Annotated in this window: 9 protein-coding genes and 3 pseudogenes; 10 read left to right on the top strand and 2 right to left on the bottom strand. The window is 69.8% G+C overall.

Features of this window, described 5'->3' with window-relative positions; all coding sequences use genetic code 11:
- Positions 1-72 precede the first annotated feature (72 nt).
- Both hflX and Pflav_RS41525 read left to right on the top strand, forming a co-directional pair.
- A complete protein-coding gene (gene hflX / locus Pflav_RS41520; RefSeq protein ID WP_173042935.1) occupies positions 73-1,464 on the top strand; it encodes a GTPase HflX in 1,392 nt (463 codons plus the stop codon).
- Positions 1,465-1,514: 50 nt separating this feature from the next.
- The gene (locus Pflav_RS41525) at positions 1,515-3,071 is read left to right on the top strand and encodes a hypothetical protein (RefSeq protein WP_173041950.1); all 1,557 of its coding nucleotides are present in this window, start codon (positions 1,515-1,517) and stop codon (positions 3,069-3,071) included.
- A gap of 43 nt (positions 3,072-3,114) precedes the next feature.
- On the opposite strand, the gene lexA is transcribed toward Pflav_RS41525, so the two are convergent.
- A complete protein-coding gene (gene lexA / locus Pflav_RS41530) occupies positions 3,115-3,915 on the bottom strand; it encodes a transcriptional repressor LexA (protein WP_173041951.1) in 801 nt (266 codons plus the stop codon).
- A gap of 286 nt (positions 3,916-4,201) precedes the next feature.
- Between lexA and Pflav_RS41535 the strand changes: the two genes are divergently transcribed.
- From Pflav_RS41535 to Pflav_RS41550, 5 genes and pseudogenes are all read left to right on the top strand, one after another.
- Positions 4,202-4,642: a LysM peptidoglycan-binding domain-containing protein gene (locus Pflav_RS41535; RefSeq protein ID WP_173041952.1), complete on the top strand. Its 441-nt coding sequence runs from the start codon at positions 4,202-4,204 to the stop codon at positions 4,640-4,642.
- Positions 4,643-4,941: 299 nt separating this feature from the next.
- A complete protein-coding gene (gene nrdR, locus Pflav_RS41540) occupies positions 4,942-5,466 on the top strand; it encodes a transcriptional regulator NrdR (RefSeq protein ID WP_173041953.1) in 525 nt (174 codons plus the stop codon).
- A gap of 189 nt (positions 5,467-5,655) precedes the next feature.
- Positions 5,656-5,790: pseudogene (locus Pflav_RS46955) on the top strand (hypothetical protein); the annotation flags it as partial.
- A pseudogene (locus Pflav_RS41545) lies at positions 5,754-8,360 on the top strand (vitamin B12-dependent ribonucleotide reductase); the annotation flags it as partial. The pseudogenes Pflav_RS46955 and Pflav_RS41545, both read left to right, overlap by 37 nt.
- 361 nt (positions 8,361-8,721) lie before the next feature.
- A pseudogene (locus Pflav_RS41550) lies at positions 8,722-9,982 on the top strand (IS4 family transposase).
- A 281-nt stretch (positions 9,983-10,263) separates the two neighbouring features.
- Here the strand turns inward: Pflav_RS41550 and Pflav_RS41555 are convergent.
- Positions 10,264-10,713 (bottom strand): hypothetical protein, encoded by a 450-nt coding sequence (locus Pflav_RS41555; RefSeq protein ID WP_173041954.1) that lies wholly within the window; start codon positions 10,711-10,713, stop codon positions 10,264-10,266.
- A 229-nt stretch (positions 10,714-10,942) separates the two neighbouring features.
- On the opposite strand from Pflav_RS41555, the gene Pflav_RS41560 reads away from it, so the two are divergent.
- From Pflav_RS41560 to lhgO, 3 genes are all read left to right on the top strand, one after another.
- A complete protein-coding gene (locus Pflav_RS41560) occupies positions 10,943-11,605 on the top strand; it encodes an EamA family transporter (protein WP_232072530.1) in 663 nt (220 codons plus the stop codon).
- Positions 11,533-11,850 carry a DMT family transporter gene (locus Pflav_RS46960; RefSeq protein WP_232072531.1) on the top strand — a complete coding sequence of 106 codons (318 nt, stop codon included), beginning with the start codon at positions 11,533-11,535 and terminating at the stop codon, positions 11,848-11,850. Before Pflav_RS41560 ends, Pflav_RS46960 begins: the two co-directional genes overlap by 73 nt.
- Positions 11,851-11,958: 108 nt before the next feature.
- Positions 11,959-13,158, top strand: coding sequence for an L-2-hydroxyglutarate oxidase (gene lhgO / locus Pflav_RS41565; RefSeq protein WP_173041955.1), 1,200 nt, complete (start codon positions 11,959-11,961; stop codon positions 13,156-13,158).
- Positions 13,159-13,203: the final 45 nt, after the last annotated feature.

Consider the following 13,203-nt stretch of genomic DNA (forward strand, 5'->3'; position numbering starts at 1 on the left):
CGGCGTGACACCATTGAAGACCGGAGCAAACAGCCACTGAACAGGGAGACCAGCTTGCAGGACGTCGTTCTCATGAGCGAAGACGCCACAACGGGTGAGTTGGAGCTCGAGGACCGAAACGCACTGCGCAGGGTCGCCGGGCTCTCCACGGAGCTCGCCGACGTCACCGAGGTGGAGTACCGGCAGCTACGCCTGGAGCGCGTGGTGCTGGTGGGAGTGTGGACCGAGGGTACGGTCACCGACGCGGAAAACTCGCTGACGGAGCTTGCCGCGCTCGCCGAGACCGCCGGGTCCGAGGTGCTCGAAGGGGTGATCCAGCGGCGCAGCCGCCCTGACTCGGCCACCTACATCGGGCGAGGCAAGGTCGACGAGCTGGGCTCGGTGGTGACGTCGAGCGGCGCCGACACGGTGATCTGCGACGGCGAGCTCTCCCCGTCCCAGCTGCGCAACCTCGAGCAGCGCACCAAGGTCAAGGTGATCGACCGCACCGCGCTGATCCTCGACATCTTCGCCCAGCACGCCAAGAGCAAGGAGGGCAAGGCGCAGGTCGAGCTGGCTCAGCTTGAGTACCTGCTGCCCCGCCTGCGCGGTTGGGGTGAGGCGCTCTCCCGGCAGTCCGGCGGTAGCGCGCGGGTCGGTGGCGCCGGTGGCGGCGTGGGTCTGCGCGGTCCCGGTGAGACGAAGCTCGAGACCGACCGCCGCCGCATCCGTACCCGGATCGCCCGACTGCGCCGCGAGATCAAGGGCATGCGGACGGTACGGCGAACGATGCGCGCCAGCCGTGCCCGCAACTCGATTCCGGCGATCGCCATCGCCGGGTACACGAATGCGGGCAAGTCCAGCCTGCTCAACCGGCTGACCGGCGCGGGCGTGCTGGTCGAGGACGCGCTCTTCGCCACCCTCGACCCGACGACGCGGCGGTCCGAGACGCCCGACGGCCGGGTCTACACGCTCTCCGACACGGTCGGGTTCGTTCGGCACCTGCCGCACCAGATCGTCGAGGCCTTCCGCTCCACGCTGGAGGAGGTGGCCGACGCCGACCTTGTCGTGCACGTGGTCGACGGCGCCCACCCGGATCCGGAGGAGCAGGTGCGGGCGGTGCGCGAGGTGCTCGCCGAGGTGGGCGCCGACGCGCTGCCCGAGCTGCTGGCGGTCAACAAGGTCGACGCGGCCGACGAGGAGACCCTGCTCCGGCTCAAGCGCGCCTGGCCGGAGGCGATCTTCGTCTCGGCCCGCAGCGGGCAGGGCATCGACGACCTGCGCGCCGCGATCGAGGCGCGACTGCCGGTACCCGCGGTGGAGTTGGCTGTCGTCGTGCCGTACGACCGGGGCGACCTGGTGGCCCGCATCCATCGACGGGGTGAGGTGCTCTCGGCCAGTCACACCGAGCGGGGCACCGAGCTGCGCGTGCGGGTCGACCAGGCACTCGCGGCCGAGTTGGCGCCCTTCGCGCATGTCGCGTGACGAAACGTAGCGTTACACACGGGATGCGCGCGGCGTGCGACACTAATCTGATGCGTCGTTTGGTGTCCTCGGTGGTGGTTGCGCTGGGCTTGGTCGGCGTCGGCCTGGCCGCCTTCCCGGCACCCGCTGTGGCGGCCGGTAAGAAGGTCTGCACCATCGAGGACTCCAAGCTCGACGAGCTGTCCGGGCTCGTGGCCACCAGCGGTGGGTACATCACGATCAACGACAGCAGCGAGTCGGCCAACCGCAAGCGCGTCTTCTACCTCGACGGCAAGTGCACCGTCACGAAGAATGTGCAGTACACCGGCTCCGGCCCGCGTGACACCGAGGACCTCGCGATCTCGCCGGATGGCAAGACGCTCTGGATCGCGGACGTCGGTGACAATCCCGAGGCCAGCGAGCGGCGCAGCAGCGTCGCGCTGTGGACCATGCCGGTCGGCGGCGGGTCGCGCCCGACGCTGCACCGCGTGGCGTACCCCGGCGGCAAGCACCACGACGCCGAGGCGCTGCTCATCGGCGCCAACAACACGCCGATCATCATCACCAAGACCGGGGGCAAGGCCGAGCTGTACAGCCCGTCCGCCGCGCTCAAGGCCGACAACAACACGCCCGTGCCACTCAAGAAGGTGGGCGAGGTCACGCTGCCGAAGACGGAGACCGACAACCCGTTCGGCGCGGTCGGGCGGCTCACGGTCACCGGCGCGGCCCGCGCGCCCGACGGCAGCCGGGTCGTCCTGCGCACCTACGCGGACGCGTTCGAGTTCGACGTGGCCGGCGGCGACGTGGTCAAGGCGCTCACCACTGGCGAGCCGCGCGTGACCCCGCTCGACAGCGACGTGTTCGGCGAGGCCATCGCGTACAGCGCGGATGGCAAGACCTTCGTTACCGTCTCGGACCTGGGCAGGCTCGACCAAAACACAAGCAACGACATGTTCCGGTACACGCCGTCCAAGGACAAGCCGAAGGAGCCGGTCGCGGCCGACCTTCAGGGCGGGACGAGCGGCGGCTCGGGACGGTCGTGGACCGACGACCTGACGATCGGCGACATCACGGCCATGGTGGCCGTGGTCGGGGTGATCGGCGCGCTCCTGGTGGGCGCCGGCATCTTCGGCATCTTGCGGGCCCGCCGCCGCGCGGCCGATGAGCCGGCGCCGCTGAAGGGCGGTCCGCAGGACAGCCCGTCCGGCTCGATCGGCCGCACGTCCGGCGCCGCGAGCGTCGCTTCCGCGTCCGCCTCGGTCGACAAGGGTTTCGGGTACGACGAGGCGAGCTGGGACCGCCGGCCGGGCGGCTTCGACGACGGCTACCGCTCGGGGCGGCCCGACGACGACTACCAGCCCGCCGGCAACACGTACGGGTCGGCTCGCCCGGCGTCCTCCGGCGGTGGCGGTGGTGTGTACGGCGGCTCCGGCGCCAAGGGCGGCGGGGGCGTGTACGGCGGCGGCAACGGCAACGGCAACGGTGGTGGCAACGTCTACGGCGGTGGCGGACAGAGCCGCCCGCCGCGGGAGAGCCCGCCGGTCACGGGCGGCACCCACTCGTCGGGCGGCGTCTACGGCCGTCCACAGGGCGGCGGTGGTACGTACCCGCCCGACGAGCGCTACTGACTCCGCTCTCCCTGTACTTGGCTCTCGCCTACTTGGCTCTCGCCTACTTGACGCGGCGGAGCACGGCCACGACCCGGCCGAGGATCGTGGCGTCGTCGCCGGGGATCGGGTCGAAGGCCGCGTTCTGCGGCATCAGCCACACGTGCCCGTCCTTGCGGCGATACGTCTTCACGGTCGCCTCGCCCTCGATCATCGCGGCCACGATCTCGCCCGCGTTGGCGGTGGGCTGCTGGCGCACGACCACCCAGTCGCCGTCGCAGATCGCCGCCTCGACCATCGAGTCGCCCTTGACCTGGAGCATGAAGACCTCGCCCTCGCCGACCAGCTCACGCGGCAGCGGGAAGACGTCTTCCACGGCCTGCTCGGCGAGGATCGGCCCACCGGCGGCGATGCGGCCCAGCATCGGCACATACGCCGGGGCGGGGCGCGCGGCCCGCGCGGTCTCGTCGTCGAGCATCTCGCTCGGCGGCCGCACGTCGACGGCGCGGGGACGGTTGGGGTCGCGGCGCAGGAAGCCCTTCCGCTCCAGCTCCTTCAGCTGGTAGGCCACGCTCGACGGGGAGACGAGCCCGACCGCCTCGCCGATCTCGCGCACGCTCGGCGGGTATCCGTAGCGCTCCACCCAGTCGCGGATGAACTCGAGGATCCGCCGCTGCCGCGCGGTCAGGTCGGCGGTCACCAGGTCCGGGAAGGAACTGACCACCGGCGTGACGGCGCGCAGCGCGGGCGCGTCGGCGCTCCGGGACCGGGCCGGGCTACGCCGCCGGGTGCCGGTCTCCGCCGTTGCCTTGGCGCTCTTCTGCTGGGTCGGCGCTTGCCGCCCGCCTCGCTCGTCGGTGGGCACGGGTCGGTCCTCCCTGGTCACGGTGGTGCGTCGCGGTGCGCGGTGGTGCTCGTCGCCCCGACCGGCCGCCTGTTTGTGGGGTTAGTGCCGCGGTGCCCCGGATCGGTGGACTCACCGTATCGGCAAGATTGGCCAGTTTCAAACATCTGTACGACCTGCGTGTCGGCGTGTCGTGCGCCAACCCTCGACATCGCACACATGTTCTGGTAGACCATCGTACGTCCGTTCGATCGAACTGCTGTTCGACCAAGGGTCGGGTCAATCGATGGGGGCCGGTATGCACACGATGGAAGCACAGGTCGCGATGGGTCCGTGCCGCACTCGCGCCACGTCGGGCGGGTCGGCCATGGGCGGTGTGCTGGCGCTGGCGACGGCGGCGGGCGTCGTGCCCACCCGCCACACGCCGCCCGTCCGGGCTGCCGCTCGTGCCCGAGGTGCCGCCAAGCCAAGGCTGCGGCTCACCCGCCGGGGGCGAGTGGTCGTGTTCGCGTTCTTCCTCCTGCTCGCCGCGGCCGCGGTCACGGTGGCCGCCTCCGCCTCCCGCGCCGCCGACCGGTCCGGCCCCGCGACCACCACGGTGGTCGAGCGGGGCGACACGCTCTGGTCCATCGCCGACCGCCACCACCTCAGCGGCGACCGCCTGGCCGTGATCGAGGAGATCCGCCGGCTGAACTCCCTGGACGACTACACCGTCTACGCCGGGCAGGAGCTGAGGCTCCCCGGCTGACCAGGCCATCTCGGGCGCGTTCGCGGGTCAACGCGTCATGAGATCCACACCACTGCGACACCTAGCGGCAGGAATGACGTTGAGCTTGCGTCAGCGCGTCCGCTGGCATAACGTCGAACCCCTAGATGTAGTAGTTACAAGGGTGTAAGTCGTCCACAGGTTGGGTTTGGCTCCACACAGCTTTCCCACACGTCATACACAGCCGTGTCCACAGGCCGTGGCGTTCGGCTGGGTATCAGTGTGCCCGAAAGTTGTCGTAGGGGACGCGTAACCTCGGTGTGCTGAAGGGAGGGGAGTCGATGCGCTGTCCGTATTGTCGGCACGCCGACTCCCGGGTCGTCGACTCGCGAGAGGCCGACGACGGCCAGTTGATCCGCCGCCGCCGGGCTTGCCCGCAGTGTGGCAAGCGGTTCACGACCGTCGAGGAAGCGGTGTTGGCCGTCGTCAAGCGCAGCGGGGTGACCGAGCCGTTCAGCCGGACGAAGATCGTCGGTGGTGTGCGCAAGGCGTGTCAGGGACGGCCGGTCGACGAGGACGCGATCGCGCTCCTCGCGCAGAAGGTCGAGGAGACCGTCCGGGCTCGCGGCGCCGCCGAGATCCCCAGCCACGACGTGGGCCTGGCCATCTTGGGGCCGCTGCGCGAGCTGGACGAGGTGGCTTACCTGCGGTTTGCGAGCGTCTACAGGTCGTTCGAGTCGCTGGGCGACTTCGAGCGCGAGATCGCGACACTGCGTGCGGCCGCGGCGGCGCGGGACGGCGCCGGGCGAGTGGAGGGCTCGAGTCGCCCTCCGGTGCCCGAGCCGGCCGGCGAGCGTACCCCGTAGTTTTTTCGGGTTTTGATCTTTAAGGTTTTCGCGGTTCCGAGGGGCATTGAGTATGTCGGGGGAAGGCGTGACAGCAAGCAAGGGACGTGCGACGCGCAGCGTGAGCGGGGGCTCAAGGTCGAGCGCGTGTGGACCACCGAGGGTGTGCACCCATATGACGAGGTCACCTGGGAGCGCCGCGACGTCGTGATGACCAACTGGCGCGACGGCTCGATCAACTTCGAGCAGCGGGGCGTCGAGTTTCCCGACTTCTGGAGCGTCAACGCGGCCAACATCGTGACGACCAAGTACTTCCGCGGCGCGGTCGGGACGCCGCAGCGGGAATGGTCGCTCAGGCAGCTCATCGACCGGGTGGTGAAGACGTACCGCGCCGCGGGGAGGAGCACGGGTACTTCGCCGCGCCGGGCGAGGCGGAGATCTTCGAGCACGAGCTGACCTGGATGCTGCTGCACCAGGTGTTCAGCTTCAACTCGCCGGTCTGGTTCAACGTGGGCACGCCCTCGCCACAGCAGGTCAGTGCCTGTTTCATCCTCGCGGTCGACGACTCGATGGACTCGATCCTCGACTGGTACAAGGAGGAGGGCCTGATCTTCAAGGGCGGGTCCGGCTCCGGTGTCAACCTCTCCCGCATCCGCTCCTCCAAGGAGCTGCTCTCCAGCGGGGGCACCGCGTCCGGCCCGGTCAGCTTCATGCGCGGCGCCGACGCGAGCGCTGGCACGATCAAGTCGGGCGGCGCCACGCGGCGCGCGGCCAAGATGGTGATCCTCGACGTCGACCACCCGGACATCGAGGAGTTCGTGCAGACCAAGGCGCGTGAGGAAGACAAGATCCGGGCGCTTCGCGACGCCGGCTTCGACATGGACCTCGGCGGTCACGACATCGTCAGCGTCCAGTACCAGAACGCCAACAACTCGGTGCGCGTCTCCGAGGAGTTCATGCGCGCGGTCGACGAGGGCGGCAGCTTCGACCTGCGGGCCCGCCTCGACGGCTCGGTGGTGCAGACGGTCGACGCCAAGAAGCTCTTCGGCGCGATCGCCCAGGCGGCGTGGGAGTGCGCCGACCCCGGCCTCCAGTACGACGACACGATCAACGACTGGCACACCTGCCCCGAGACCGGCCGGATCACCGCGTCCAACCCCTGCTCGGAGTACCTGCACCTGGACAACTCCTCGTGCAACCTGGCCTCGCTCAACCTCATGAAGTTCCTCCGCGCGGACGGCGGCTTCGAGGTGGAGAAGTTCGTGCGGTCGGTCGAGTTCGTCATCACCGCGATGGACATCTCGATCTGCTTCGCCGACTTCCCGACCGAGAAGATCGGGATCACCACCCGCGCCTACCGTCAGCTCGGCATCGGGTATGCCAACCTGGGCGCGCTGCTGATGGCCTCCGGCCTGCCGTACGACTCGGAGGCGGGCCGCTCGGTCGCCGGCGCCATCACCTCGCTGATGACCGGTACCGCGTACCGCCGCTCGGCCGAGATCGCTGGCGTGGTGGGCGCCTACGAGGGATACGCGCGCAACGCCGAGCCGCACAAGCGGGTCATGCGCAAGCACGCCGCCGCCAACGACGAGATCAAGCCGACCCACCCGGTGGCCACCGCGATCGTGCGCGAGGCGACCAAGCAGTGGACGCAGGGCAACAAGATCGGCGACAAGAACGGATGGCGCAACTCGCAGGCCTCCGTCCTCGCCCCCACCGGCACCATCGGCCTCATGATGGACTGCGACACCACCGGTGTGGAGCCCGACCTGGCGCTGGTCAAGTTCAAGAAGCTGGTCGGCGGCGGCTCGATGCAGATCGTCAACCAGACGGTGCCGCGGGCGCTCCGCACGCTCGGCTACCCCGAGGAGCAGGTCGAGGCGATCGTCGAGCACATCTCGGAGCACGGCCACGTGATCGACGCGCCGGGCCTCAAGTCGGAGCACTACGCGGTCTTCGACTGCGCGATGGGCGAGCGTTCGATCGCGCCGATGGGCCATGTGCGGATGATGGCGGCGATCCAGCCGTTCATCTCCGGTGCCATCTCCAAGACGGTCAACATGCCCGAGGCAGCCACCGTCGAGGACGTTGAGCAGATCTACCGCGAGGGCTGGAAGCTCGGCCTCAAGGCGCTGGCCATCTACCGCGACAACTGCAAGGTGGGCCAGCCGCTGTCCGCGGGCTCGTCGGCCAAGGTCTCGGTGCCGGCGGTCATCACGGCGCCTGAGCCTGTGGTCGAGTACCGCCCGGTCCGCAAGCGGCTGCCGAAGAAGCGCCCCTCCGAGACGGTCTCCTTCTCGGTCGGCGGGGCCGAGGGCTACCTGACCGCCTCGTCGTACCCGGACGACGGCCTCGGCGAGGTCTTCCTCAAGATGTCCAAGCAGGGCTCCACGCTGGCCGGCGTGATGGACGCGTTCTCGGTGGCCATCTCGATCGGCCTCCAGTACGGGGTGCCGCTGGAGACGTTCGTCGGCAAGTTCACCAACATGCGCTTCGAGCCGGCGGGCATGACCGACGACCCGGACATCCGCATGGCCGCCTCGGTGATGGACTACATCTTCCGGCGGCTGGCGCTCGACTTCCTGCCGTATGAGCGCCGCGCCGAGCTGGGCATCTTCACCGCTAAGGAGCGAGCCGCCCAGATCGCGGCGGAGTCCGAGGGCACGCTCGACCTGGCCGGCATGGCCCAGTCGGCGCCGGTCTCCGCCCCGGTCCCGCCGCCGTCGGCCACCGAAGCGCCGGAAGTGGCAGCCGCCAAGCCCGCGCCAAATGTGGGTTCCTCGACCGAGCTGCTGGAAGCGGTGATCGGCAAGGCGGCGGACGCCCCGCTCTGCTTCACCTGCGGCACCAAGATGCGCCCGGCCGGTAGTTGCTACGTGTGCGAGGGCTGCGGCTCCACGAGCGGCTGTAGCTGACACAAGTCGGCCGCAGGCCCCGGCCGCTCCTTGAGAGACAAGTAACGCCCAGGTGCGGCTGCCGTTAGGCAGCCGCACTGTCTCATTGCGCGACCTGTCGATCTATCCATCATGGAGATTTGAGCTCGGCCCGACCGCCGGCCATGCCGGCCGGCGGTGCGGATCACGGAGGGCGCCGTGCGACGGCAAGGAGCACCGTCCCGATCGCGCGGGGCGGCGTGGGCGCGGTGGGTTGGGGTGTGAAACGCGGAGGGTGAGGCCGCGGGAGCAGCGGTCCGGACCCAATGCCACTCACCTTAGTTTGATCTTGGTGGGTGGGTGTGTCGGTGTGGGTTGGTGGTGTTGGTGTGGGTGATGATCGCTGGTCGTGTTTGGGGCTGGTGGGCGGTTGACGGACTGGGTCTCGGTGGGGTGTTGGCCGGGTCGGTGCCGCGGGATGTGGTCGATGCGGCGGTGGCGGTGTATGGCCGGGAGTCGAAGCGGTCGGATGGGAAGTTGCCGGCGCATGTGATGGTGTACTTCGCGATGGCGTTGGCGTTGTTCGCTGAGGATGACTATGAGGGGGTGCTCGCGCGGCTGGCTGAGCCGTTGATGGCGTGGGGGTGTTGGGATGCGAGTTGGTCGATGCCGGGTTCGGCGGGGATTACGCAGGCCCGGCAGCGGTTGGGGCCGAGCCGGTGCGGGAGGTGTTCGAGCGGGTGGCTCGGCCGGTGTGTGGGGTGTTGACCCGGGGTGCGTGGCTGGCTGGGCGGCGGTTGGTGTCGGTCGATGGAAGTGAGCTTGATGTGCCGGATAGTCCGGCCAACGCGGAGTTCTTCGGCTATGCCGGCGGGGCTACGAGACGTTCGGCGTTTCCCAAGGCCAGGTTGGTCACGTTGGTCGAGACCGGTTCGCGGGCGCCGATCGGTGCGGTGATCGGGCCGGTCGTGGGTAAAGGGCAGGGGGAGCAGAGCCTGGCCCGTGGGTTGTATCCGTTGCTGGAGCCGGGCATGCTGCTGTTGGCCGATCGTAACTTCTACGGCTGGCGCGACTGGTGTGCGGCTACCGATACCGGCGCGGACGTGTTGTGGCGGGCCGGTGGCGCTGGCGGCGCGATCGCCCTACCCGTCGTGCAAGATCTGCCCGACGGCTCGTATCTGACCGTGGTGTATGCCTCCCGGACGCGTCCAAGCGAACGTGACCGGATCCTCGCGCTGGCCCGTGACCCGGCCACCCGGGCCGACATCGACCCGCACCGCGCCCGCATCGCCCGGGTCGTGTCCTATCAGGTCACCGACCGCGCGGACAACGACGAACCGATCAGCCTGCTCACCAGCATCCTGGACCCGGCCGACGCCCCGGCCGCCGTGCTGGCCGAGGCATACCACCAACGGTGGGACCACGAAACCAGCAACGGCCAACTCAAAACCCACCTGCGCGGCCCCGGACGGGTCCTACGCTCGAAAAGCCCGGCCATGGTGACCCAAGAAATCTACGGCTACCTGCTGACCCACTACGCGATCAGCGCCCTGATCTGCCAGGCCGCCACCGAAGCCGACATCGATCCCGACCAGGTCAAATTCCACCGCACCGTGCGTATCCTGCGCCGTCGGGTCCAAGACCCGACGGCATTTTCCCCCTGACCACCGCCACCACCTCATCGCCGCCATCGGCGCCGACATCACCCACCACCGACACCTCAACCAACACCGCCACCGCAGCTACCCCCGCGTCGTCAAACGCATGCGCCACAACAGCTACCGAGTCAAACAACCCCACGACACCGGCACCCGCCACACCAACCCACCCACCACCAAGATCAAACTAAGGTGAGTGGCATTGGGTCCGGACCACCGCGGACATCGCGGTAGCCCAAATCTGCCTTTGGAATGGATTTTCCTATGGCCGTGAGCGGCGCGGGCGCTCAGGCGGCGCGGGTGAAGTACATGTGCCAGTTGGTCTCCCAGTCGCCGTCCTCGGTCGCGAATGCCTGCTGCCAGTGCACCGAGTCGGCCGTGATCTCCGACCAGATGAAGCGGACGCGCACCGGCCGGCCCTCCCACACATCCGTGCCGGTGAACTCGCCCGTGCCGTCCTCGAAGCGCCCCACCACTGGCGGGTCCATGCGGCCCGTGCGGCTGTCTACCCAGTAGAGCGACCACAGTTCGGTGGCCGGGTCGTACGTGCGTACCGTGGCGCCGCGCCAGCCCTTCGTGGGGAAGGCGATCTCGTCGAAGTTGCCGGCGCCCTCGAAGAAGGCATGCGACACCGCGCGCCCGGGAAACTCCTCCCACTCGTCGCTGCCGGCCAGCCGCTTGGTCAGGTAGCGGTTGGCGACGTCCCAGGTGCCGACCAGGAAATCGAAGTTGTTCATGCGGGCATCATCGGGGTGCGTGGCTGACAACCAGCGGCAGGAATTCTGGCGACGTTTTCCCGGGTACCGGCTAAGTTTGTCGCCGTGCATCTCGGCGTGCTTCCCCTCCCGCCCGCTAGCGGGCGGCTCCTCCACTGACACCCGCCGCCGGACCGGCCTAGGTCCCGCGGTCGATGGCTGCCGCCCGCATTCCCGCGGTCCCGTCAACCATCCACAGTGGAGACTTCGCATGCCCGCACGTGGTTTTCTGTTCATCTCCGTCGCTGCGACCGCCTGGGGTTCCGGTGGGGCCGGCGCGGCCCTCCTCTACCGCACCAGTGGCCTCGGCCCGATCGCCGTTTCGTGGTGGCGTTTCGCCATCGGCGTCACGATCCTGGCCGCCGTCCTCACCGTCCACCGCCGCACGTCCGCGTCCGCGGCGCGCCGCGACAAGACACGCCGCCGCAAGCGGGACCTCGTCGCCATCGGCGTCGGGCTTGCCCTCTACCAGACCGCGTTCTACGGCGCGGTCGCGTACATCGGGCTGGCCGTCGCCACCGTCGTCACGCTTGGCGCGGGTCCGGTGCTGATCGCGTTCGGCGCCCGGGTCACGCTCGGCGAGCGCCTCGGCCGCGCCGGCGCGGTCGCCGTCGGGCTCGCGCTGGCTGGGCTGGTGCTGCTGGCCGGCGGATCAGGCGGCGCCGGTACCCGTCCCGCGCTCGGCATCGCCCTCTCGTTGCTGTCCGCCTCCGGGTACGCCGGTGTCACGCTCCTGACCCGCGCCCGGGTACGTCCGCGCAGCCCTACGACACCGCGCTCGCCGGGTTCGCGGTGGGTGGGGTGTGCCTGCTGCCGTTCGCGCTCGCGGAGGGCCTTGGTGGCGCCTACACGGCCGGCACGGTCGGGTGGCTGATCTACCTCGGGGCGGTGCCGAGCGCGCTCGCGTACGGCCTCTTCTTCGCCGGCCTCGCCCACGTACGCGCGGCGACGGCCTCGGTCGTGGCGCTGCTGGAACCGGTGGTGGCGGCGGTGATCGCGGTCGCGTTCCTGGGTGAGCGGCTCTCCGCCGCGGCCGTAGCCGGGACCGTAGTGCTGCTCGGCGCGGTGGCCGCGCTTGTGGCGACCGAGGCGGAGTACGAGCCGGCGGCGACCGGCTAGACCGGCGATAGGGGGTCGGGACGTGGGTCAGCTCGCGCCCCGACCCCGCAGGTATGTATAGGCGACCGGCCAGGCCCGCCGGCGCACGCCGCGGGGTACTGTCCGGCCATGGCGAAGTTTGTCGTGGTCGGAGCCGGGATCATCGGTCTCGCCGTCGCGCACCGGATCACCCAGGACCAGCCGGACGCGCAGGTGACCGTGCTGGAAAAGGAGGAGCGGGTCGCCGCGCACCAGACCGGCCACAACTCCGGCGTGATCCACGCGGGCGTCTACTACAAGCCGGGCAGCCTCAAGGCGACCCTCTGCCGCGCCGGCTCGCAGTCGATGGTCGAGTTCTGCGCCGAGCACGGCATCCGCCACGAGGTGTGCGGCAAGCTGATCGTCGCCACTGGCACCGACGAGCTGCCCCGCCTCCGCGCGCTGCACGAGCGGGCGGTGGCCAACGGGCTTCCGGTGCGGCTCCTGAGCAAGGACGAGGCGACCGAGTACGAGCCGCACGTCAACTGCGTACAGGCCCTCCACGTGGCCTCGACCGGCATCGCCGACTTCGCCGCGGTGTGCCACACGCTCGCCGCGCTCGCCGAGAAGGCGGGTGCCGAGGTGCGCTTCGGGACCAAGGTGACCGGCATCGCCGTACGCGACAACAAGCAGATCATCGAGACGACGGCGGGTGACATCCGCGCGGACGTGCTGGTCAACTGCGCCGGCCTGCACGCCGACCGGGTGGCGCGGCTGGCCGGGGTGGACCCGCCGGCGCGGATCATCCCCTTCCGCGGCGAGTACTACGAGCTGCGCCCCGAGCGGCGCGACCTGGTGCGCGGGCTGATCTACCCGGTGCCCGACCCGCAGTTCCCGTTCCTCGGCGTGCACCTGACCCGCATGGTCGACGGCACCGTCCACGCTGGACCGAACGCGGTGCTCGCGCTCGCCCGCGAGGGGTACAGCTGGAGCCGCGTCAACCCGCGCGACATCGCCGACTTCGCCGTCTACTCTGGACTGTGGCGGCTGGCTCGGCGCCACTTCGCGTACGGGCTGACCGAGGTGCGCCGCTCCCTCTCCACCCGGCGCTTCGCGCAGAGCCTGGCGCGGCTGGTGCCGGAGGTGACCGAGGACGACCTGGTGCGCACCGACGCGGGCGTGCGGGCGCAGGCGATCGCCCCGGACGGTTCACTCGTCGACGATTTCCTGATCGTGGCGCGCGAGCGGCAGGTACACGTGCTCAACGCCCCTTCGCCGGCCGCGACGAGCTCCCTGGAGATCGCAAAGCACATCGTGTCGCACCTACCGGGCTTTCCTGCCGCCGCCTGAGGCCCTATCGTGGCCCACGAGTTTTGACCCGGTTCCGGCAAGGCC

The organism is Phytohabitans flavus, assembly GCF_011764545.1.
Classification (GTDB): Bacteria; Actinomycetota; Actinomycetes; order Mycobacteriales; family Micromonosporaceae; genus Phytohabitans; species Phytohabitans flavus.